Origin of the sequence: Amycolatopsis sp. NPDC051128 (assembly GCF_040682715.1) — a bacterium.
In the GTDB taxonomy this organism is placed as follows: Bacteria; Actinomycetota; Actinomycetes; order Mycobacteriales; family Pseudonocardiaceae; genus Amycolatopsis.
The window spans coordinates 123,565-144,564 of record NZ_JBFBBN010000016.1 but is presented as its reverse complement, the minus strand read 5'-3'; the positions used below and the strand labels follow the sequence as shown (position 1 = coordinate 144,564).

Here is a 21,000-nt window from a genome sequence, read left to right as displayed (position 1 = left end):
GTCAGTCCTCTCGGTTCTCTCGCCGGACCCCATAAGCCGCTTCGCGGGCTTCGAGGTGGCGCTGCTGGATCCGGTGGCCCTCGGCGCGCTGCGCCTCGGTCGGCTCGTCCAGCTCGAGCCAGGCTTTGTGATTTTCTTGCCAGGACGGGGGTTCCGCGCTGGAAGTCAGCGCCCACGCCGCCTGCCGCGCCGCGCCGATCGCGACGTACTCGGCGACCTCGGGCAGCTGCACGGGCACGCCGAAGACCAGCGGCGCGATCTTGCGGACGGCGGCCGACTGCGCGCCACCGCCGATCAGCAGCACGCGGTGGACGTCGAGGCCGTGCGCGCGCACCGCGTCGAGGCCGGCGGCCAAGCCGCACAGCATGCCTTCGACGGCGGTGCGCGCGAGGTTCTCCGGCGTCATGTTCGCCCTGGTCAGGCCGGCCAGCGAGCCGGTGGCACCGGGCAGGTTCGGCGTGCGCTCGCCGTCGAGGTAGGGCAGGAACGTCAGGCCGCCGGCGCCGGGCTCGGCGGAGAGGGCGAGCCGGTCGAACTCCGACAGCGTCGCGCCGAGCATCGCCGCCGTCGCGGTGAGGACGCGGGCGGCGTTGAGGGTGCAGGCCAGCGGGAGGAACCGGCCGGTCGCGTCGGCGAACCCGGCGACCTCGCCGGTGGCGTCGGCCGCGCCGGTTTCGGCGACCCCGAACACGGTGCCGCTGGTGCCGAGCGAAACGACGACGTCGCCGGGCTGGAGTTCGAGCGCCAGCGCGGCGGCCATGTTGTCCCCGGTGCCGGCGGAGACGAGCACGCCGTCCGGGGTGTGGCCGGCGGCTTCGGCCGGGCCGAGCACGGTCGGCAGCTCCGGCGTCCGGCCGCCGAAGGCGTGGGCCAGGACGTCGAGGCGGTAGGCGTTGTCGGACGGCGAGAAGTAGCCGGTGCCGGACGCGTCGCCGCGGTCGGTGACCGGGTTGCCGCCGGTGAGCTTCCAGGTCAGCCAGTCGTGCGGGAGCAGCACGCGCGCGACGCGGTCGGCGAGCGCCGGCTCGTGGTCGGCGAGCCAGCGCAGCTTCGTCACGGTGAAGCTGGCGACGGGCACCGAGCCGACCGACTTCGCCCAGACCGACGGCCCGCCGAGCTCGTCGATCAGGTCGAGCGCCGACTGCGCGGAGCGGGTGTCGTTCCAGAGCAGCGCGGGGCGGACGACGTCGCCGGTTTCGTCCAGCGTCACCATGCCATGCTGCTGGCCGCCGACGCCGACGGCCTTGACGTCGTCGAGCAGGCCGCTCGACGCCTCCTGGAAGGCCGCCCACCAGGCACCGGGGTCGACCTCGGTGCCGTCGGGGTGCGGCGCGCGGCCGGTGCGGACGATCTCACCGGTTTCGGCGTCGCACACGACGACCTTGGTCGACTGGGTGGACGAGTCGATGCCGGCGACCAGTTCAGCTGTCATAGGGCTGCCCCTCTGCGACGTGTTCGACGATCTCGATCGCGGTGCCCGCGTTCAGCGCGGCCTCGATCTCCTCGGTGGGCGTGGTTTCGCCGGTGATCAGCAGGTCGTAGTCGCCGACGTCGCCGTGCGCGTAGGTCGCGGTCCGGCCGAACTTCGAGTGGTCGACGACCAGGACGGTGTGGTTCGCGACCTTCAGCGCGGCCTTCTTGAGTTCGGCGTAGTCGCGGTCGGGGTGGTAGAGCCGCCCGACGGCGACGGCGGTGACCGAGACGAACGAGACGTCGGCGCGGATGCTGTCCAGCAGGTTCAGCACCTCGGGCCCGGCGCAGGAGTCGTACTCGTGGCTGTAGCGGCCGCCGGCGAGGACGACGTCCACCTTCGGCCCGAGCAGCCGGGCGGCGTGCAGCGAGTTGGTGACGACGGTGAGGGCGTCGACCTCGGCGAGCCGCTTCACCAGCGGCAGGAGGGTGGTCGAGTCGTCGACGAAGACGGTCTGCCCGGGCTGCACGTGCCGCGCGGCGGCGGCGCCGAGAGCATCCTTCTCGCCGTGGTGGAGGGTGTCGCGGAAGCGGGCGGCGGTCTCGATGGTGAGCGCGGGATAGGCCTCGACCTTGCCGCGGAGCTTCCGGAGCAGCCGCCGCTCGGCGAGGTCGTCCAGGTCGCGGTGCATGGTCATGAGGCTGACTTTGAACCGCGCGGTCAGGTCGTCGATGCGGGCTTCGCCGTGCTCGATGACGTGGTCGAGGATGTCCTGCCGCCGCTGCTCGACGACGGCGTCGGACGGCCGGGTCTTCCGGTCTCCGGGTGCCGCTGTGCCGCCGCTCACACGGCATTCTTACCAGATCTAATCCGGGAAGTTAACAGCAAACTCGATATCTCTTCTCACGCCGCCAGCCCGCCACTTTCCCTATGAAAGTGATCCGGAGGGGCGGGCTCCGGATCACTTTCATAGGGAAAGTGGCGCTTAGGTCATGAGGGAGCGGATGGAGCGGATCGCTTCGGGGATCGCGTGGACCAGACCGGATGCCGAGGTTGGGGCGTTCTGGGCCGCGATCGCGCCCGCGAGCGAGTGGACGTGGGCGGCGGCCGCCGCGGCCAGCCAGGGGTCCAGGCCCGCCGCCAGCAGGGAGCCGACCAGGCCCGACAGGACGTCGCCGGAGCCCGCCGTGGCCAGCCAGGCGCCGCGCGGCGTGTTGACCGCGACCCGGCCGTCCGGTGCCGCGACCACCGTGACGTGCCCCTTCAGCAGCACCACCGCGTTGTACCTCTTCGCCGCTTCGCGGGCCGCGGCCACGCGGTCCGCGCCGGGTGCCCGGCCCATCAGCCGCTCGTACTCGCCCGCGTGCGGGGTCAGCACCAGGGGCGTCTCCGGGTCGCGCGCGTCGAGGACCTCCGGCGACTTCGCGATTATCGTCGTCGCGTCGGCGTCCGCGCACACCGGCACGCCCTGGCCGAGCACGTGCCGCAGCACGTCACGGCCGTCGGAGCCGGTGCCGATGCCCGGCCCGACCGCCCACGCCTGGACGCGCCCGGCGTCCGCGACCGTGCCGGTCGCGATGATCTCCGGCCACTGCGCCCGGACGACGTCGGCCGCGTGCCCGGCGTACCGCACCATGCCCGCCGTCGCGCGCACCGCCGAACCCGCCGCGAGCACCGCCGCGCCCGGGTACGTCGCCGAACCCGCCGCGATGCCGACGACGCCCTGGCTGTACTTGTCGTCCTCCGGCCCGGGCACCGGCCAAGCCGCGGCGACGTCCACGATGTCGAGCCGCGTGAGCGAGGGCTCCCCCAGCTCGGGCCCCAGCCCGATGTCGACCAGCACGACCTCGCCGCACCACGACGGCGCCAGCGCGTGCACCGGCTTGAGGCCGCCGAACGTCACCGTCCGAGCCGCCTTGACCGCGGGCCCGTCGACCGCGCCCGTGTCCGGGTCGACGCCGCTGGGCAGGTCGACCGCGACGATCGGCGCCTCGACGAGCTCGACGAGCCGCGCGGCGTCCGGCCGCAGCGAGCCGCTGGCGGAGATGCCGACGATCCCGTCGACCACGACGTCGGCCCGGGCGATCCACTGTGGACCGTCCTCGGCGGACACGGCGCGACCCCCGGCCCGCTTCAGCGCCTTGAGCCCGGCGGGGTGCGCTTTCTCGGGTTTGAGCAAGATCGCCGTGACGGCGACACCGCGCCGACGCAGGAACGCCCCGGCCCAGAGGGCGTCACCGCCGTTGTCGCCGGAGCCGACGAGCAGCACGACCCGGCGGCCGGAAACACCGCCGGTGTGGTCTTCGAGGAAGTCCGCGAGCTGAACCGAGAGCCCGAACGACGCCCGTCGCATCAGCTCGCCGTCGGGCGTGACGGCGAACAGCCGCCCCTCCGCCTCGCGAATCCGTTCCGTGGTCCAGATTCCCTGCACGGCGAAGGCCTCCCGGCTACTCGACGGTCACCGACTTCGCCAGGTTACGCGGCTTGTCGACGTCGTACCCGCGGGCGCGGGCGATCTCCGCGGCCAGCACCTGCAGCGGCACCGTGGACACCAGCGGCTGCAGCAGCGTCGGCACCGCGGGGACCTCGATGAGCTCGTCGGCGAACGGCCGGACCGTCTCGTCGCCCTCTTCGGCGATCACGATCGTGCGGGCGCCGCGCGCCTGGATCTCGCTGATGTTCGACACCAGCTTCGAGTGCAGCACCGCGCGGCCCTTGGGCGACGGCATCACGACGACGACCGGCAGGCCCTCTTCGATCAGCGCGATCGGGCCGTGCTTGAGCTCGCCGGCGGCGAAGCCCTCGGCGTGCATGTACGCGAGTTCCTTCAGCTTCAGCGCGCCTTCGAGGGCGACCGGGAAGCCGACGTGGCGGCCGAGGAACAGGATCGCCTTCGAGTCGGCGATCCGGCGGCCGAGGTCCCGCACCTGGTCCACAGTGGACAGCACTTTCCGCACGGCCGCGGGCATGGCCTCGAGCTCGGCGAACTCACGCGCGACCTCGTCCGGGTACTTCGTGCCGCGGGCCTGCGCCAGCGCCAGGCCGACCAGGTAGTTGGCCGCGATCTGGGCGAGGAACGCCTTGGTCGACGCGACGCCGATCTCCGGCCCGGCGTGCGTGTAGAGCACCGCGTCCGACTCGCGCGGGATCTGCGCGCCGTTGGTGTTGCAGACGGCCAGGACGCGCGCCTTCTGCTCGCGGGCGTGCCGGACGGCTTCGAGCGTGTCCGCCGTCTCGCCGGACTGCGACACCGCGACGACCAGCGTGTCGCGGTCGAGGACCGGGTCGCGGTAGCGGAACTCGGACGCCAGCTCGACCTCGACCGGCAGGCGCGTCCAGTGCTCGATGGCGTACTTCGCGACCAGGCCGGAGTGGTAGGCCGACCCGCAGGCGACGACGAAGACCTTGTCGACGTCACGGAGGTCCTGGTCGGAGATGCGCTGCTCGTCGAGGATGATCCGGCCGGACTCGAAGTGCCCGCGCAGCGTGTTGGCCAGCGCCTCGGGCTGCTCCTCGATCTCCTTGAGCATGAAGTACTCGTGGCCGCCCTTCTCGGCGGCCGACAGGTCCCAGTCCACGGTGAACGGCTTCGCCTGGGCGGCGTCGCCGTGGAAGTCGGTGACCTCGTAGGCCCCGCGGGTGATGACGACGAGCTGGTCCTGGCCGAGCTCGACGGCCTCGCGGGTGTGCTCGATGAACGCGGCGACGTCGGAGGCGACGAAGTGCTCACCGTCGCCGACACCGACGACCAGCGGCGACGACCGGCGTGCGGCCACGATGGTGTCCGGGTGGTCGGCGTGCGTCACGACCAGGGTGAACGCGCCTTCGAGACGGCGGCAGACGCCGGCGACGCTCGCCACGAAGTCACCCTTGGTGTCGCCCTCGGTGTACGCCCGGGCGATGAGGTGCGCGGCGGTCTCGCTGTCGGTGTCGCTGGCCATCTCGACGCCGTCGGCCTCGAGCTCGGCCCGGAGGGTGGCGAAGTTTTCGATAATGCCGTTGTGCACGACGGCGACCCGCTGGGTGGCGTCCCGGTGCGGGTGCGAGTTGCGGTCGATCGGCGCGCCGTGGGTGGCCCAGCGGGTGTGCCCCATGCCGGCGGTGCCGCCGAAGGCGTCCCGGCCGACCCGGTCGAGCTCGGCTTCCAGGTTGGCCAGCCGGCCGGCCTTGCGCTCGACGGTCAGCGTGCCGGCGCCGTCGAGAACCGCGACACCTGCCGAGTCGTAACCGCGGTACTCCATGCGCCGGAGCCCGCCGAGAACGACGTCCAGAGCCGGGCGGTGCCCGACGTATCCCACGATTCCACACACGCGCACCAGCCTAACGACGGACATTCAGCCGGTTGACAGGGCACGCGAACCGGCGTTGACCTGCACAGACGTCCGGTTCTGTGGTCCGGACCAATACTGGAAACCCGGACAGCCGCCTCGCCGTACGGCCATGCGCCCCAATGTGGCGTTGGTTGCGTCCAACGCACCGAACGCCACATTGGGTGCGTCAGACGCACCGAACGCCACATTGGGGCGTATGGGGCCGCGCCGGGGCGGCGGCGAGCCCGGGAGGAGCGCACACAGTAGGGTTCCGGCCATGGCCAGCAAGCCCAAGCAGCTGCTCGCGGAGTTGACGCACCCGGGTCCGCACGAGGTCCTTCGGGGCAACCTCGCCCTGGTCGGGCTGCCCGGCGTGGTGTTCACGCCGCGCGCCGGCCTCGGCCTGCCGGCCGTCGCCTTCGGGCACGGCTGGCTGCAGCCGCCCGACCGGTACCGGCAGCTGCTGCACCACCTCGCCAGCTGGGGCATCGTCGCCGCGGCGCCGGCGACCCAGCGCGGCCCCCTGCCCTCGCACCGGTTGCTCGCCGCCGACCTGATGACCACCCTCGACGTCGTCACGACGGTCCGGCTCGGCCCGGACGGCATCAGCGTCGACCCGGCCAAGCTCGGCCTCGCCGGGCACTCGACCGGCGGCGGCTCCGCCGTCCTCGCCGCGGCGCAGGACGCGCAGGCCGAAAAGCCCCGGATCCGCGCGGTCGCGACCATCACCGCCGCGCAGACGCTCCCGCCGGCCACCGAGTCCGCCAAAGCCATCACCGTCCCCGGCCTGCACCTGGCCGCCGAAGAAGACCTGGTCGCCCCGGCCGTCGCGCACGCCGAAGCGATCGCCGACGCCTGGGGTGGCGACGACGTCCAGCTGCGCACCCTCGGCAAGGCGACCCACCTGGGCGTCACCGAGGGCAGGCACTGGTCCCAGCTGATCATGCACGGCAAGCCGCACCGCGGCACCCAGCAGCTGACGCGCGCGCTGTTCACGGCGTTCTTCCTCACCCACCTGACCGGCACCGACAAGTACCGGCCCCTGCTCGACGCGGACGTCAAGCGCGCCCCCATCGAGCGCGAGGAAGAACCCGCCCACTGACGCGGAAAGGCCCGGCCGAAGCCGGGCCTTCCTCCAACTCAGACCAGCCAGCTCGTGCTGGAGAAGTCGTCCTCGTCCTCGAGCGGACGCGCGTGCCGTCCCCGGCGCGGCGGCTCGGGCGCCGGAGCCGGCGGTTCGGGCACCGGTTCCGGGCGAGGCGGCGCCACCGCCGCCGGTGCCGGGGTCCCGTAGCTCGGCGTCGGGTAGTTCGTGTAGCCGGTGTCCGCTTCCTCGTCCTCGGCCCCGAACTGCATCAGCGACTCGCGGCCCTTGTCGGCCAGGGTCTTCTCCGTGGCCCAGCCGCCCGCGCTCTGCTTGCGCTTGTTGAGCTCGTCCATGTGCTCGGCGTACTTCTGCGCGGCACCCAGTTCCTGCCGCAGTCCTTCGCGGGCCTGGGTCTCGGCCTCCGCGACCCGGCGTTCGCGCAGTCCCCGCTGCTCGTCCTGCTCCCGCGCCGCGGCGTCCATCGTCGAGATCGCCGCGCGATACCGGTCTTCGGCGCTGCTCATCGCCCCTCCTCAGCCCTCGTCACCGGTCGTACCGGATCGAACGGTCACCCTCGTCGTCCAGCGAGCCGCTGATCCGCCCCTTCGCGCCGCTCGTTTCGAAGACGCCGCCCTCGATGCGGTACTGGCTGGGCCCGCGCTGCTGGTCACCGCCGCCACCACCCGGCGAGCCGCCCATGCCGCCGCCCATCATGCCCATGCCCCCCATGCCGCTCATGCCCGACGAGCCGCCCGCGGCGGCGGCCTGGTGCACGCCGGCGTCGACCGGGGTCGCGCCGAGCCCGCCGCCGTCGGACGCCGGCAGCGACGCGTCGCTGCCCGTCTCCGCGCCCGCGTCCAGCGACACGGCGCCGGCGAAGTCCGCCGCCCCGCCGCCGCCGACCGCGGAGCCGAAGTCGCTCACCCCGGCCGTCGCCGTCGCGTCGCCGCCACCCCCGACGCCGACGCCGACCCCGGCGTCGGCCGTCGCCACGGCTGGCGTCGCCGCGGCGCCCCCGAAGTCACCTTCGAGGTCGAGGCCGCCCGGCGTGCTGAACCCGCCCCCGCCGACGGAAGCCGCCGCAGGCGGCGTCATGCCCGGGTCCGGGTTGGCGGGCGCCGGGTCCTTCGTCAGCGGCGACTCGGCGTTCGGGTCGTGCTGGATCGCGCCGCCGGCGCCATCGGCCGCGCCGGACGAGCCGGTGCCACTGCCGGCCGGGGAGCCCGCCGCGGCGTCCGCCTTCAGGTCGGTGGCCGCGCTCGCCTTGAGGTCGCCCGCCTTGGGGTCGTCCTTCTCGTCCAGGGTGTAGGTGGTCGGCTCGCCCTTGCCGTCGTCGACCGTCACGATCGTCGGGCCGTCCGGGCCCTCCGGCCGCTCGGCCGTGATCTTGAGGTTGCCGTCCTGGATGTGGATCTTCCCGTCCGGCCCCGGCTTGTAGCTGCCGTCGGCGGCGGGCTGCCCCTCCTTGACCACCGGCTGGCCGCCCTGCGGGCCGAACCCGGCCTTGTCCGCCGCGGCGCCGTCCTTGCCGTCCGCGGCCTTGGCCTTGTCGTCGTCACCCCAGTCGAGGTGGTAGTCCTTCTTGTGGCCCTGGCCGTCGTCCACGGAGATGTCCTGCTTGCCCTGCTTGTCGGGCTCGGACATCTCGATCGTGTTGTCGCCCTTCTTGACCGACACCGTGTCGGTGTCGTCCGCGTCCTTGATGGCTTCGCCGGTCTTCGGGTCGATCGGGTACGGCTCGCCGGTCGCCGGGTCGATTTCCAGCGGCTTGCCGGTGATCGGGTTCTTGCCCTCCTCGGGCTTCGCCGGGTCCTCGGCCTTGGGCGGCTCGGTCGCCGACGGCGTCGTGCCGCCCCCGCCACCCGTGCTGCCGCCGCCGGTCGACCCGCCACCGGTGCTGCCGGAACCGTTCCCGTTGCCGTTCCCGTTCCCGTTCCCGTTCCCGTTGCCGTTGCCGGTCTTGTCGCCGCCGCCCTCGTTCTTGGCCTCGGTCAGCTGGTTGCGGTAGCCGTCCATGAACCGCGCGAGGGCGCCGAACTGCTGGTCGATCGTGTCCTTGGCGGTCTTGCAGGAACCGTTGAACGCGGTGATCAGGCCCTGGTATTCGGTCGTGAACGCGCCGTCGCGCCAGTAGCGGCAGACGTTCCGGCCGTATTCCTTGTTCTCGTCGTTGAAGCCGCAGTCGTCGTTCTGCAGTCGCTCGGCGAGGTTCGACTGGTTGCCGTTCTTCGCGTTGACCGCGTCGATCCAGCCGGCGACCTTCATGAAGTCGTCGAACTCCTCCGTCTCGCCGTTGGCGATCTTGAGGACGTCCCTGGCCATGTTGATGTCGGCCTGGGCGATCGTGGTGCGGTGCAGCTGCAGGACCTCGTCGACCTTCTTCTTGACGGCGTCGTAGACGTGCGTCACGGTCTGCGGGATCAGCTTCGCCGCGCCGTCGATCTGCTGCGACAGCTCCTTGGCGTGCGGCTTGACCGTCTCGTCGTACTTGATCTCCGCCGCGTTGGCGCCCTTGCCCTTCCACTCCCCGAAGAGGGTCTGGAGCTCGGTGTCGCTCTTGGTGAGCGCGTCCTCGACGACCTTGTGCGCCTTGGTCAGGTCGTCGGCCTCGGTGAGGAACTTCTGGAACTGGATCCCGCGGTTCTCGTGGAACTTGTCCTTGAGGTCCTTCTGGGAGTCGATGTGCCCGGAGCCGCCCTTGATCTTGTTCCAGATCTCGTCGGTCCACTTCACGAGGAAGTCGACCGTGACGTTGCCCTGGTCGAGCAGCTCGTCGGAGGTCTTCGCGCCGGCACCCAGCGTCGGCGTCGTGATTCCGTCGAGGTTCTTCTTCGCCGTGTTCTTGCGGTCGGTCTCGGCCTGGTGTTCCTTGCCCTTGGCCGCCGATTCCTGCTTCGCTTGGGCGACGATGTCGTCGGTGTCGTTGGAATCGAGCGGGTCGTAACCGTCGTTGAGGCCGTCGGAGTAGTTCTCGATGTACTTCGCCGCATACGCTTCTTCTTCGTCGTCGAAGTTGAAGGTATTGCGGTCGTACTCCTCCATGAGCTTCGTCTTCGTCTCCATGGAGACGTTCGGGTCATCGAGGATCTTCTTGATTTCCGGCCAGTCAGCCATTACTTGCTCCCCGCGGCGTTCGCCTGCGCACCGGCGTTCGATTCCTGCGCGGTGTACTTGGAGCCGGCGGCGCCGATCCCGCTGCCGAGGTTCATGAGGGCGTTGGACAGCCCGGTCATGCCAGCGCCGATCTCGTCGATCCCCGTCTTGTACTTGCCGAAGCTCTCCCCGTGCACGCGCCCGAAGTCCGCTTGGGCGATCTCGGTCGGCGCGATCTTCTTGGCTTCGGCCGCCGGATCGTCGGCGGCGTCGTTGAGGCGGATCTGCGCCCGCGTCATCGCCTCCGAACTCGCTTCATAGCCGTTTGGCATGGTCGCTGCCCCCTTCGATCCCACAGTCCCAGGCTCGGGTTTCAAGACTGTGACGCGCCCGGACGCCGTTCGGTGCCGTCGCAGACGCACGCAGAGTCTAGCGTTCGGCCGGACGGCCGACCTGGGCTTCGCCGAAGTGCGCTCACCCCGCGGGGCGTTGCGCCGCGACCGCTTCGGCGATGACTTCGGCGACGCCGCGGACGTCCACCAGCCGATCGAGTTCGTCCAGGTCGACGGAGACGCCGTAGGTGACTTCGGCCCGCGAAAGCAGCTGGATCCGCTGACGGGACGTCATGCCGATGTCGTCGAACGGCGTGGAGTCGGCGAGCCGCTCCGGCGGGAGTTCCAGCGCGAAGCAGACGATCCGCCGGATCTCGTCGACGTAGGCGGCGGCCGGGTCAGTCATGGCGCCCATTCTCACCCCACCAGCGGTCGCGGGCCGCGGCGCGGGACACCTTGCCGCTGGAGGTGCGCGGCACCGCGCCCGGCCGCACCAGCCACAGGGCGCGCAGCGGCAGGTCGTGCCCCGCCGAGACGGCCCGCCGCACGGCCGTCTCGACCGAGCCGTCGTCCGGCGCCGTGCAGCCGGCGACGACCGCGACGCCCTCGCCGCGGTCGTCCCGTACGGCGAAGGCTGCGACGCGCCGGATGCTCGGGTGCGCGGCCTCCACGGTGGCCTCGATGTCCTGCGGGTAGTGGTTGCGGCCGTCGACGATGATCAGGTCCTTGAGCCGCCCGGTGACGTACAGTTCGCCGTCGTGGACGAACCCGAGGTCGCCGGTGCGCAGCCAGCCGTCCGGGGCGATCACCTCGTCCCGGCCCCAGTAGCCGTCGGCGACGTTGGGACCGGACACCCAGATCTCTTTGTCGACAATGCGGATCCGCTGGCCGTACGGCCGCCCCACCGACACCCGCGGCTCGCCGCCGTCGAACGCCGTGACCGTCGGGCCCTCGTCGCCCGCGCTCGTGACGAACACCGTCGCCTCGGCCAGCCCGTAACACGGCTTGTGCGCGGCCCGCGGCAACCCGAATGGAGCGAAGGCCCGTTCGAAGGCCTCGACGGTGGCCGCGCGGACCGGCTCGCTGCCGTTCAGCACCGAGTTCACGTGCGAGAGGTCGACGGCTTCGAGGCCTCCTGCCGCCTCGGCGGCCAGGTCGAAGGCGAAGTTGGGCGCCGCGGTGATCGCGCCGGGGTGGTCGGCGAGCAGCCGGATCCAGCGCAGTGGGTCGCGCACGAACTCCATCGGCGTGAAGAAGACCGACCGCGAGCCGAGGAAGACGGGCGTGCCGATCAGCAGGACCAGGCCCATGTCGTGGAAGAACGGCACCCAGCCGGCCAGCGGGGTCGACGCGTCGGCGCGGTAGCACCGCGTGGTTTGCCAGCAGCTGGCCACCAGCGCGCGGTGCGAGATCACGGCGCCGGCCGGGCGACGCGTCGAGCCCGACGTGTACTGCAGGTACGCCGGGTCGGTCATCGCCACCTCGGCGGGCGGCTCGGTGTCGTCGGGCCCGATGTCCTCGACGGCGAGCACGACGGCCGGCGGGACCTTGTCCACGAGGTCCTTCGAGGTCAGGCACACCGCCGGCGCGGCGTCCGCGAAGGCCGACTCGATCCGGGCGCGGTGCGTGCGGCCGGTCGGGACGGACAGCGGCATCGCGACGAGCCCCGCGTAGAGCGTGCCGAGGAAAGCGACGACGTAGTCGAGGTCCTGGCGGGCGACGATCGCCACCCGATCACCCGGCCGCGTGAAGCGTCGCAGCTCGCGGGCGACGCCGCGGACGCGCGCGAGCACCTGGGGCCACGTCAGCGTGTGGTCGGCGGGCCCCGGAAAGGTGCGGCAGGTGAACGCGGGGCGGTCTTCACTCGCGTTGCGGAGCAGGAAGTCCGTGAACGGCGTGGTCAGGACCTCATCCGGGACTTCTGCGGGCGGCACTGCCTCATCCTGCCCTACCGTGTGGGGACGATGGACGAGTTCGAGCGGCGCGGGATCGGCGTGGTCTCCGGCCGCGACGCGTGCGGGCGGGCCCTGCGTTCCCCCGGCCTGACGTCGGATCCCGGTGGCGGCTCACCCAGCGTCCTGCTGCGCGACGGCGACGGCCACACGCGGGTGCGCGGGGTGCTGCGGGAGGTCATCGCCGGGCTGGAGCCGCTCCCGGTGTCGGTGCGCGCCGGCATCGAGGCCGTGGTGGGCGGGCTGCCTTCGTCGTTCGACCTGGTGCGCGACTTCGCCCGGCCGGTCGCGGGCTCGGTGACGGCGGCGGCGCTGGGGGTGGACCTCGACGACGTCTTCCTGGACCACCTGGAGGTGACGACGGCGAACCTCGACGTCTTCGGCGGCACCGACCGGGCGGGGCAGGCGTCCGCGTTCCGGCTGGCGGTGCAGCTCAGCCGGGCCCCGGCGGGCCCGGGTGGCCTGACGGCGCTGCGGACGGCCCACGCGGACGGACGTCTCGACGATGACGAGCTGGTGCTGAACTCGGTGGTGCTGGCGCACGCGGCGTACGAGAACTCGCTGAACTTCCTGGCCTGCGCCGGGCTGGAGCTGGCTGCTTCGCCGGCGACGTGGAGCGTGCGCGAACTGGTGACGTCGATCTGCCCGGCCCGGTACGTGCTCCGGCACGGTCCGGCCGGCCCGCTGGCGATCTCGCTGGCCGACGGCCTCCCGTTCGGCCTGGGACGGCACGCGTGCCCCGGCTCGGGGGTGGCGCTGGCCGAGGGCGAAATCGCGCTCACGGCGCTGGCGAAGCGCCTCGCGGGCGGCTGCCGGGTGACCGACGTCCGGTGGAAACGGCACCCGGTGTTCCACGGGCTCAGTCGCGCTGTGGTCACCTTGTCGTGAGTGAGAAACCCTGTTTCTCACTCACAAGGGGGTCAGGAGACGGCGGAGACGACGCCGGCCAGGCGGTCCGCCGCCGCTTGGGCGGTGGACTGCGCCGGGGCCTCGACCATCACGCGGACCAGCTGCTCGGTGCCGGACGGCCGCAGCAGCACCCGGCCTTCCTCGCCCAGCTCGGCTTCGACCGCGCCGACGGCGTCGCGGACCTCGGCCGAGCCGGCGACCGCCGCCTTGTCCGCGACCCGGACGTTCACCAGCACCTGCGGCAGCCGGTTCATCACCGCCGCCAGGTCGGCCAGTGACTTGCCGGTCTCGGCCATGCGGCTCATCAGGCGCAGCGCGGTGAGCAGGCCGTCGCCCGTGGTGGCGTGGGCCGGCAGGACGACGTGGCCGGACTGCTCGCCGCCGAGGGCGAATCCGCCGGCGCGGAGCTCCTCGAGGACGTACCGGTCGCCGACCGAGGTCGTGACGACGTTGATGCTGTGGGCCTTCATGGCCAGGTGCAGGCCGAGGTTGCTCATCACGGTCGCGACCAGCGTGTCCTTCGTCAGCTCGCCGGACTCGGCCAGCGCGAGCGCCAGGACCGCCATGATCTGGTCACCGTCGACCAGCTCGCCGGCGGAGTCGACGGCCACGCAGCGGTCGGCGTCGCCGTCGTGCGCGATGCCGAGGTCGGCGCCGTGCGCGACGACCGCCTCGCGCAGCTTCTCGGGGTGGTTCGAGCCGCAGTGCTCGTTGATGTTGACGCCGTCCGGGTCGGCGTACAGCGCGACGACCTCGGCTCCGGCGCGGCGGTAGATCTCCGGCGCGGCGGCGGAGGATGCGCCGTTGGCGCAGTCGACGACGACCTTGAGACCGGCGAGCGGGTGCGGCGTGGCGGCGAGCAGGTGGGTGGCGTAGCGGTCGAGCGCGTCGTCGACGTCGGTGACGCGGCCGACGCCGGCGCCGGTCGGGCGGAGCGCGGCGGCGGCGAGGCCGGCTTCGATCTCGTCCTCGATGCCGTCGGGGAGCTTGTGCCCGCCCGCGGCGAAGAGCTTGATGCCGTTGTCGGGCATCGGGTTGTGCGAGGCCGAGATCATCACCCCGAGGTCGGCCTCGAGCGAGCCGACCAGGTACGCGACGGCCGGCGTGGGCAGGACGCCGACGCGGAGCACGTCGGCCCCGGCGGACGTCAGGCCCGCCACGACCGCGGCTTCGAGCATCTCACCGCTGGCGCGCGGGTCCCGGCCGACGACCGCGACCGGCCGGTGCGAGCGGTCGTGCGCGGCGAGCACGCGGGCGGCGCTGGCCGCCAGCGACAGCGCGAGCTCGGGCGTCAGCTCGGCGTTGGCCAGGCCACGAACCCCGTCGGTACCGAACAGGCGTGCCATCAGTCGACCTCCTTGTGAACCACCACGACAACCTAGCGACCCACCCGAGCCGCCGTCTCCCACCCCCGGATGTCGCTCGGGGTGCCGGAAACGACACACCCCTATTCGCACCGTGCCCAGAAAAGGCCGGAGCGCCCATCCGATGGACGGATGGGCGCTCCGGTCGGTTGCGCCAGGGGCGCGATCAGCGCTTGCTGTACTGCGGGGCCTTACGGGCCTTCTTGAGGCCGTACTTCTTCCGCTCCGTGGCGCGCGCGTCACGGGTCAGGAAGCCGGCCTTCTTGAGGGCCGGGCGGTCGTCGGCGTCGACCTCGATGAGCGCACGGGCGATCGCCAGGCGCAGCGCGCCGGCCTGACCCGAGACGCCGCCACCGTGCAGGTTGGCGAAGATGTCGAACGAGTCCGGCTTCTCGACCAGGACCAGCGGGTCCTTGATGAGCTGCTGGTGCACCTTGTTCGGGAAGTACTCCTCGAGGGTGCGGCCGTTGAGCTTGAACTGGCCGGTGCCCGGGACGACCCGCACGCGGACGACGGCTTCCTTGCGGCGGCCGACCGTCTGGGCGTTGCCGCCGGCGGCGCGCGAGGGGCGCGGCGCGGCGGGGGACTCGCTGGTGGCGACGGCGCCGGTCTCGGTCACCTCGGCGGCGGGCGCCTCGGCAACGGGGGCTTCGGCGACGGGAGCCTCGGCCGCCGGCGCCTCAGCCGCTTCGACGACCTCGGGGGTCTCGGTCTCGGTGCTGGTCACAGACTGTTCCTCACTCACTGCGCGACCTGCGCGATCTTGGTGATCTCGCGCGCCTGCGGCTGCTGCGCGGCGTGCGGGTGCTGCGGGCCGGCGTACACCTTCAGCTTCTTCGCCTGAGCGCGGCCGAGCTTGTTCTTCGGCAGCATGCCCTTGACGACCTTCTCGACAAGGTGCTCGGGCTTGGTGTCGAGCAGTTCGCCGAACGAGCGCTTCCGCAGACCGCCCGGGTAACCGCTGTGTCGGTACGCGAACTTCTGCTCGCGCTTGTTTCCGGTGAGCGCGACCTTCTCGGCGTTGACGATGATGACGAAGTCACCGGTGTCCACGTGCGGGGCGTAGGTCGGCTTGTGCTTGCCGCGCAGCAGCGTGGCGACCTCGGTCGCGAGCCGGCCGAGCACGACATCCTCGGCGTCGATCACGTGCCAGGCACGAGTGACGTCGCCGGGCTTGGGGCTGTACGTGGGCAAGGGTCTACCTCGTCGTCAACATTGCGTGTGGGTTCTGTGCGGGCCTAGCGCGCTGATGCGCCGCAACGCACAACGACATATGAAGATACCCGCACGCCCACCGCACCCGTGCATCGGGGGTGGGTGGAGACGCCCATACTAGGCTCCGGGCGGCCCGGGCGCAGCCGGACTCTACCCGGTTTTCCCGCCGAAGTGCCTGCACGCGTCGCCACGACACGCGAGGATGAGACGATCCGGGCGCGCGCTCCGGCCACCGCCGAGGGCACAGTCGATCGGGGGACGGCGATGACGAAACGACCGACGGCGATCTTCGTGCTGGCCGCCGTCCTGGCCCTGACCGGCGCCTGCGGCCAGGCGAAGGCGGGCACCGCGCTGCCGAAGGGCGACGACGCGGCCGAGTACGTCGGCGCCAAGTTCGAGCAGGTCATCGGCAAGCTCGGGAAGTCGATCACCGACACCCGCGACGTCACCAACTCGCTGGACGCCTACTTCAAGTTCGACGACAAGTGGATCCACAGCGTCGTCACGTCGGCCCGGACCGGCAGCCCGGAGAACCGCGTGGTGCGGCACCGGTCGCTGAAGAACCCCGACGAGATCATCGACACCTACACCCCGGCCGACGGCGCGGTCGAGTACACCTACCTCGGCCCGGTCTACGTGCAGAAGGGCGTCTCGCCGACGGCGTGGGTGTCGATGCCGAAGACCGAGTCCGGCCTGATCCTGCCGTGCGCCTGGGGCGGGGTGCTGACCCCGTGCCGGATGGCGGACTCGACCGTGGACGCCTACCAGGCCGACAAGCACGCCGTCCGCGGGGCGAAGAGCCTCGGCGACGGCAAGACCGCGCTCACGGTCGACGTGCCGTTCGAGATCTTCGTCAAGAACAAGGTCGAGATCCTGCCGCAGAGCATCGTCGACCAGGTCGGCCCGGAGCTCAAGAAGGCCGCGGTCCCCGCCACGATCACGCTGAACCCGGACGGCAGCCTGGTCTCGTTCGTCATGGAGGCGAAGTTCGCCGGCGACGGCCACCAGCTCGAGCTCAAGTACGAGTTTCGGTTCACCGGCAAGGCGAGCCTGCAGGACATGCCGAAACTGCCCGACGCGGCGCAGATCACCGTGGTGCCCGACCGGGCGGCGATGGACGACTTCTACCGCCGTCTCGGCGAAGCGCAGGGCAGCTGAGGCGTGGCCACGACCCGAGGTGAGCTCCGATGACGCAACCGACCCAACCGCCGCAACAGCCCGACCCGCAGCAGCCGCAGTGGTGGCAGCCTCCGGCGGACCCGCAGGGCGCTCCGCAGCAGTCCGGCGCGTGGCAGCCGGAACAGCAGGCGACCGGCCCGCACGGCGGGCAGTGGCAGCCGAACGCGGACCCGGGCGCCGTCTCGGGCTCGTACACGGGCCAGTGGGCGCCGGGGCAGCCCGGCACATCGGGGTCGTTCTCCGGGCCGTGGCAGGGGCAGCAGACCCCCGCCGCCCCGTGGCAGCAGCAGCCGCCGCCGTCCCAGCCGGTCCCGCACCAGCAGCCGGGCACCCCCGGCGGCGGGTGGCCCGCGCAGCCGGCCGGGCAGCAGTTCGGCGGCGGGTTCCAGCCGGCGCAGTACGGCGGCCTCGGCGCGTTCGCGGCGGAACCGGGGAAGAAGCCGAAGTCGAAGAAGCCGTTGCTGATCGCCGGAGCCGCGGTCCTGGTGCTCGCGCTCGGCGGTGGCGCCGCGTGGCTGCTCGGCGCGTTCCGCGGCGACGTCCTGGACCGGCCGTCCCTTGAGGACGGTGTGGTGAAGGTCCTCAACGAGCACTACGGCGAGCCGGACGTGAAGAACGCGCAGTGCCCGGCGGACGAAGCCGCCGAGAACGGGACGACCTTCGACTGCACCGTGCGGATCTCCGGCCAGGAGAAGAAAGTCACCGTGCGGGTGCTCAACGACCGGCCGGAGTACGAGGTCGGCGCACCGCACTGAGTTTCCCTTGCCGCACAAAGGCTCTGTCGCTACGAAAAGAAACGGCGGGCCCCGCACCGAAGTGCGGGCCCGCCGTGGTTTCCGGGATCACCGGCTCAGAACAGTCCCTCGACAGCCTTGTCCGTGGACTGGTAGCCATCGGCGATCGACGGCAGGGCGGCGGCGATCTGCGCCAGAACCTGCTTGAGGTCCTCGAACTTCTGGTCCCAGGTGCGCTGGGCCTGGTCGTACTGCTCCTTCGCGGAACCGGTCCAGGTGGTGACCAGCGGCTTGAGGTCGTCCTTCAGGCGGTCGAAAGCCTGCTGCAGCTCGCCACCGGTGCTGGTGCAGTCCGCGGCGGCCTCGTGGATGGTGGCGTAATTGACGACAATGCCGGCGCCATCAGGCATGATGTGCTCCTTCTGTGCAGAGAAGTTTTGGTTGGAGGAAAGAAAAGTTCAGGGGTGAAGCTCAGCCGAGCGCTTCGAAGCCCTTGTTGAGGGCCGCGATCGTCTCCTGCTGCTCCTGCTCGGAACGCTCGTACTTCGAACCGGCCTCGCGGAGCAGGTCGGCGATGCGCTGCAGGGCCTGGTTCATCTGGCGGGCGTCGTCGTCGAAGCGCATCATGACGTTGTCGAACGCCTTCTGCGCCTGACCCTGCCAGCCGGCGCGGGTGGCCTCGATGCGGTCGCGCAGCGTCGCGAGGTTCTGGTCCATGCCGGTGCGGACCTCGGTCACGCGGCTCTCGGCGTCAGTGAACTGCTGCGGTGTTCCCTGGAATCCAGCCATGCTGGAACCCCCTTCTTAAGTGTGGGTGGCCGTACCAAGCTTGTTCGTTTGTACGGCCCTACGACGCAGACACTGCCACGTCCGGTTCCCTCATGTGGTGGTTTGCCCGCAAGTAGTTGCTTGCGTGAACGCCGGCATCGGGAACCGGTTGCCGCAGGTATTCGGCAAACGCCACGACCCGACGGCGCGTCACCCGGAAAAATGTTCCCCACCAGCGGTCTTAGCACACGCACAGCGAACGCCGTCGCGGCTTCACTGATCGCGCTTCATGATTCGCATCTGGGAAAAGTCCTCCTCTTCGTCATCCGATCGGGGGGTGCGCGCGGGAGATTGCGAACGCGAAGGAACCGAATCGGCGGGATCGGGAACCACGGGGACCGACAGGCCGCGGGCACGGCGGAACCGTTCGGCGGCCGCGCGCAGCGTGCCGGGCGTCGGATCACCGGGCTTCGCGCCGCGCCCGCCGCGCTTCAGGAGCTCGGCGTTTTCGCTGTGGTGGCGACGGCTGCGCGCCACCGCGTTGCCGGCGACGCGCCGCGCGTGCGTCACCGCGTCCTGCCCGACCCGCTTGAAGGACGCCGCGGCGCTTTCGAACTCTTCGGACGGCACCGGGTGCCCCCTCTCAGTTGACGATGTCGACCGTGCGCACGGCCTGGACGCACGCGGCGGCGACCCGATCCCGCAACTCGGCCTTCGCGTACTGGCAGCCGACGTGGACCCGGATCCGGCCCTTCGCCACGACGTACCAATCGACCTGGATATCGGGGCGGTCCGGCTTGACCTGGTGGTAGAAGATCACCGTCCGGCCGGCGTACGAGGCGCTCGGGTTGTACGCACTGTACTGCTGCTCTGCGTCGTTCTCCGCCTTCTTCCGGAGCTCGTCCGCGAGCTTCTGCGGGTCCGCCGTCGCGTCGTAGTCCATGACGTACTCCTGCGCGACCAGGAGGTCGTTGCCGTCGCGGGACTCCTGCGGGTGGATGACGACCTGCCGCTCGGCGACCCGGTCGTCGGTCTGGACCCAGTCTTCCGGCGCGACGAACTTGAAGTCGTACTGCGAGAGCGTACGGCCGCTCTCGGCTTGGCCACCGGGGTTGCCGAACAGGAGCACCCCGCCGATGACGAGCGCGGCCACGACGACCACGGCGCCGGCGACAACTCCCCAGAGCTTCCTCCGGCTCTTCCCGGCTGCCTCGGCAGGCGCGTTCGTCCCGCCGGGCCGGGGCGGGACGGGCTGCCCGGCGGGCGGAGTCCACGGACGGCCCGCCGGCTGGCCGTGAGGCGGAGAAGGCGGTGGCGCCGTGCGGTTCGCGTGCGGCGGGAACCCGCTCGGGGCGGGCTGGCCGCGCGGCGGAGCCGGGCGCGGGGCGACGTCGCCAGGGCGGACGACCTCGGTGCGCCGCGCCGCCGGGTTGAGGGCGCCCGGCACCGCGCCCAGCCGCGCCATCGCTTCGCCGGGGAGCGCGCCGGTGCGGTCCGGGTCCACCAGCACCGCGCGCAACGCGCCGCGCGCGACGACCGTCTCGGGCTGGTCGAGGCTCGTCGGCACGACGCCGGTGCGCTCGTGCACCAGCCGCGAGATCATCGGGATCCGGCTCGACCCGCCGACCAGGAAGATCGCCGTGAGCTGCTTCGGCCGCAGGCCGGCGTCGCCGATCGCCGCGACCGTCAGTTCCACCGCGCGGCCCAGCGGCGCCGCGATCAGCCGTTCCAGGTCCTCGCGCGTGACGTGTGCGTCGGCGAACGGCGGCGGCATCGGCACGTCGGTGTAGGCGTGCCGCGACAGCGTTTCCTTCGCGCCGCGGACGTCCTGACGCAGCACCCGGCGCCGGCGCCGGTCGACCAGCTCGCGCCCTTCGACGAGCTGGCGCCACGCGTCCGGGTCCACCGCGGACACCAGGGAGCCGACGTGTTCCAGCAGCGCCTGGTCGATGTCCGCGCCGCCGAACCCCGGGTCGCCCCGGGTGGCGAGCACCTGGAACCCGCCGCGCTGCGGGCGGCCGGCGCGGTCCCGCGCGGTGTCCGGCGGCAGCCGCCGCACCACGCTGACGTCGACCGTGCCGCCACCGAGGTCCAGCACCGCCAGCGCTTCGCCGGGGCGTCCGCTGAACTCGACGGTGCGATCGCCTGCCACGTCCGCCGGGGCGAACGTCGCCGCGTGGTACACCGCCGCCGCGACCGGCTCCGGCACCAGGGCGACCTCGCGCGCCAGCCCGCCGGCGGCCTGCCGCAGCAGCCGGGTGCGGATCGCGCCCCAGTCCGCCGGGTGGGTCAGCACCAGCAGGTCGATTTCGGCCTCACCCGCCAGGCGGCGGGCCTCGGCGACCGCGCGGCCGAGCACGGCGTGCACGACGTCGGTCACCCGCAGGACGTTCTCGCCGAGCAGCAGCTCGCCCTCGTCGATCCGCCGCTTCGGGTTCGGCTCGTACCGGGACGGGTCGACCGCCGCCTGCCGCTCGGCCTCCTGGCCGACGAACAGCGTGCCGTCCGCCGCCGCGTACACCGCCGAGGACATCAGGGGCTGGCCGTCGATCACCACGACCTGTGGATCGCGGCCGTTCACCGAGGCGACGACACAGGTGCTCGACGTCCCGAAGTCCACCGCAACCCGGACCGTCACCAGCAGCT

General features: G+C 71.9%; 20 protein-coding genes. 4 read left to right on the top strand and 16 right to left on the bottom strand.

Annotation, left to right across the window (positions count from 1 at the left end):
• Window position 1: 1 nt before the first annotated feature.
• The 4 genes from xylB to glmS form a co-directional block, all read right to left on the bottom strand.
• The gene (gene xylB / locus AB0M82_RS19170) at window positions 2–1,432 is read right to left on the bottom strand and encodes a xylulokinase (RefSeq protein WP_364723237.1); all 1,431 of its coding nucleotides are present in this window, start codon (window positions 1,430–1,432) and stop codon (window positions 2–4) included.
• Window positions 1,422–2,258, bottom strand: coding sequence for a DeoR/GlpR family DNA-binding transcription regulator (locus AB0M82_RS19165; protein WP_364723234.1), 837 nt, complete (start codon window positions 2,256–2,258; stop codon window positions 1,422–1,424). The genes xylB and AB0M82_RS19165 overlap by 11 nt, the downstream gene beginning before the upstream one ends.
• Before the next feature lie 138 nt (window positions 2,259–2,396).
• Entirely contained in the window at window positions 2,397–3,842 is a 1,446-nt protein-coding gene (locus AB0M82_RS19160; protein WP_364723232.1) for an NAD(P)H-hydrate dehydratase, read from the bottom strand.
• A gap of 16 nt (window positions 3,843–3,858) precedes the next feature.
• Window positions 3,859–5,721: a glutamine--fructose-6-phosphate transaminase (isomerizing) gene (gene glmS, locus AB0M82_RS19155; RefSeq protein ID WP_364723230.1), complete on the bottom strand. Its 1,863-nt coding sequence runs from the start codon at window positions 5,719–5,721 to the stop codon at window positions 3,859–3,861.
• A 277-nt stretch (window positions 5,722–5,998) separates the two neighbouring features.
• Here glmS and AB0M82_RS19150 point away from each other — a divergent pair, with 277 nt between their 5' ends.
• Window positions 5,999–6,823 carry an alpha/beta hydrolase gene (locus AB0M82_RS19150; protein ID WP_364723228.1) on the top strand — a complete coding sequence of 275 codons (825 nt, stop codon included), beginning with the start codon at window positions 5,999–6,001 and terminating at the stop codon, window positions 6,821–6,823.
• 38 nt (window positions 6,824–6,861) lie between these two features.
• Here AB0M82_RS19150 and AB0M82_RS19145 read toward each other — a convergent pair whose 3' ends face one another.
• The 5 genes from AB0M82_RS19145 to AB0M82_RS19125 form a co-directional block, all read right to left on the bottom strand.
• Complete coding sequence (locus AB0M82_RS19145; RefSeq protein ID WP_364723226.1) at window positions 6,862–7,332, bottom strand: hypothetical protein; 471 nt, start codon at window positions 7,330–7,332, stop codon at window positions 6,862–6,864.
• Between the two features lie 19 nt (window positions 7,333–7,351).
• Window positions 7,352–9,922 carry a WXG100 family type VII secretion target gene (locus AB0M82_RS19140; RefSeq protein ID WP_364723225.1) on the bottom strand — a complete coding sequence of 857 codons (2,571 nt, stop codon included), beginning with the start codon at window positions 9,920–9,922 and terminating at the stop codon, window positions 7,352–7,354.
• On the bottom strand, window positions 9,922–10,257 hold the full coding sequence (locus tag AB0M82_RS19135; protein WP_364723223.1) for a hypothetical protein: 336 nt from the start codon (window positions 10,255–10,257) through the stop codon (window positions 9,922–9,924). Before AB0M82_RS19135 ends, AB0M82_RS19140 begins: the two co-directional genes overlap by 1 nt.
• A 118-nt stretch (window positions 10,258–10,375) precedes the next feature.
• Window positions 10,376–10,639, bottom strand: a complete 264-nt coding sequence (locus AB0M82_RS19130; protein ID WP_364723221.1) for an acyl carrier protein — start codon at window positions 10,637–10,639, stop codon at window positions 10,376–10,378.
• Window positions 10,632–12,167 carry a fatty acyl-AMP ligase gene (locus AB0M82_RS19125; RefSeq protein ID WP_364723218.1) on the bottom strand — a complete coding sequence of 512 codons (1,536 nt, stop codon included), beginning with the start codon at window positions 12,165–12,167 and terminating at the stop codon, window positions 10,632–10,634. Before AB0M82_RS19125 ends, AB0M82_RS19130 begins: the two co-directional genes overlap by 8 nt.
• A gap of 30 nt (window positions 12,168–12,197) precedes the next feature.
• Here AB0M82_RS19125 and AB0M82_RS19120 point away from each other — a divergent pair, with 30 nt between their 5' ends.
• Complete coding sequence (locus AB0M82_RS19120) at window positions 12,198–13,073, top strand: cytochrome P450 (RefSeq protein WP_364723215.1); 876 nt, start codon at window positions 12,198–12,200, stop codon at window positions 13,071–13,073.
• Window positions 13,074–13,105: 32 nt separating this feature from the next.
• On the opposite strand, the gene glmM is transcribed toward AB0M82_RS19120, so the two are convergent.
• The 3 genes from glmM to rplM form a co-directional block, all read right to left on the bottom strand.
• Window positions 13,106–14,440, bottom strand: a complete 1,335-nt coding sequence (gene glmM / locus AB0M82_RS19115) for a phosphoglucosamine mutase (protein ID WP_364723213.1) — start codon at window positions 14,438–14,440, stop codon at window positions 13,106–13,108.
• A 184-nt stretch (window positions 14,441–14,624) separates the two neighbouring features.
• Window positions 14,625–15,185 (bottom strand): 30S ribosomal protein S9, encoded by a 561-nt coding sequence (rpsI, locus tag AB0M82_RS19110; protein ID WP_364723211.1) that lies wholly within the window; start codon window positions 15,183–15,185, stop codon window positions 14,625–14,627.
• Window positions 15,186–15,199: 14 nt separating this feature from the next.
• Window positions 15,200–15,652: a 50S ribosomal protein L13 gene (gene rplM, locus AB0M82_RS19105; RefSeq protein ID WP_004560141.1), complete on the bottom strand. Its 453-nt coding sequence runs from the start codon at window positions 15,650–15,652 to the stop codon at window positions 15,200–15,202.
• Window positions 15,653–15,937: 285 nt separating this feature from the next.
• On the opposite strand from rplM, the gene AB0M82_RS19100 reads away from it, so the two are divergent.
• Together AB0M82_RS19100 and AB0M82_RS19095 are read left to right on the top strand one after the other, a co-directional pair.
• A complete protein-coding gene (locus AB0M82_RS19100) occupies window positions 15,938–16,831 on the top strand; it encodes a hypothetical protein (RefSeq protein WP_364723208.1) in 894 nt (297 codons plus the stop codon).
• Between the two features lie 29 nt (window positions 16,832–16,860).
• Entirely contained in the window at window positions 16,861–17,607 is a 747-nt protein-coding gene (locus AB0M82_RS19095) for a DUF4333 domain-containing protein (protein ID WP_364723205.1), read from the top strand.
• 95 nt (window positions 17,608–17,702) lie between these two features.
• On the opposite strand, the gene AB0M82_RS19090 is transcribed toward AB0M82_RS19095, so the two are convergent.
• The 4 genes from AB0M82_RS19090 to AB0M82_RS19075 form a co-directional block, all read right to left on the bottom strand.
• Complete coding sequence (locus tag AB0M82_RS19090; RefSeq protein ID WP_364723202.1) at window positions 17,703–17,996, bottom strand: WXG100 family type VII secretion target; 294 nt, start codon at window positions 17,994–17,996, stop codon at window positions 17,703–17,705.
• Between the two features lie 61 nt (window positions 17,997–18,057).
• Complete coding sequence (locus tag AB0M82_RS19085) at window positions 18,058–18,375, bottom strand: WXG100 family type VII secretion target (RefSeq protein WP_364723199.1); 318 nt, start codon at window positions 18,373–18,375, stop codon at window positions 18,058–18,060.
• 252 nt (window positions 18,376–18,627) lie between these two features.
• Window positions 18,628–18,984: a hypothetical protein gene (locus AB0M82_RS19080; protein ID WP_364723196.1), complete on the bottom strand. Its 357-nt coding sequence runs from the start codon at window positions 18,982–18,984 to the stop codon at window positions 18,628–18,630.
• Window positions 18,985–18,997: 13 nt separating this feature from the next.
• Window positions 18,998–20,992: a type VII secretion-associated protein gene (locus tag AB0M82_RS19075; protein WP_364723194.1), complete on the bottom strand. Its 1,995-nt coding sequence runs from the start codon at window positions 20,990–20,992 to the stop codon at window positions 18,998–19,000.
• Between the last annotated feature and the right edge of the window lie 8 nt (window positions 20,993–21,000).

Coding starts and splice junctions, on each gene's coding strand:
- xylB (WP_364723237.1), bottom strand. CDS start 1,432: ATGACAGCTGAACTGGTCGCCGGCATCGACTCGTCCACCCAGTCGACC.
- AB0M82_RS19150 (WP_364723228.1), top strand. CDS start 5,999: ATGGCCAGCAAGCCCAAGCAGCTGCTCGCGGAGTTGACGCACCCGGGT.
- AB0M82_RS19145 (WP_364723226.1), bottom strand. CDS start 7,332: ATGAGCAGCGCCGAAGACCGGTATCGCGCGGCGATCTCGACGATGGAC.
- AB0M82_RS19140 (WP_364723225.1), bottom strand. CDS start 9,922: ATGGCTGACTGGCCGGAAATCAAGAAGATCCTCGATGACCCGAACGTC.
- AB0M82_RS19130 (WP_364723221.1), bottom strand. CDS start 10,639: ATGACTGACCCGGCCGCCGCCTACGTCGACGAGATCCGGCGGATCGTC.
- AB0M82_RS19120 (WP_364723215.1), top strand. CDS start 12,198: ATGGACGAGTTCGAGCGGCGCGGGATCGGCGTGGTCTCCGGCCGCGAC.
- glmM (WP_364723213.1), bottom strand. CDS start 14,440: ATGGCACGCCTGTTCGGTACCGACGGGGTTCGTGGCCTGGCCAACGCC.
- AB0M82_RS19100 (WP_364723208.1), top strand. CDS start 15,938: ATGACGAAACGACCGACGGCGATCTTCGTGCTGGCCGCCGTCCTGGCC.
- AB0M82_RS19095 (WP_364723205.1), top strand. CDS start 16,861: ATGACGCAACCGACCCAACCGCCGCAACAGCCCGACCCGCAGCAGCCG.
- AB0M82_RS19090 (WP_364723202.1), bottom strand. CDS start 17,996: ATGCCTGATGGCGCCGGCATTGTCGTCAATTACGCCACCATCCACGAG.
- AB0M82_RS19085 (WP_364723199.1), bottom strand. CDS start 18,375: ATGGCTGGATTCCAGGGAACACCGCAGCAGTTCACTGACGCCGAGAGC.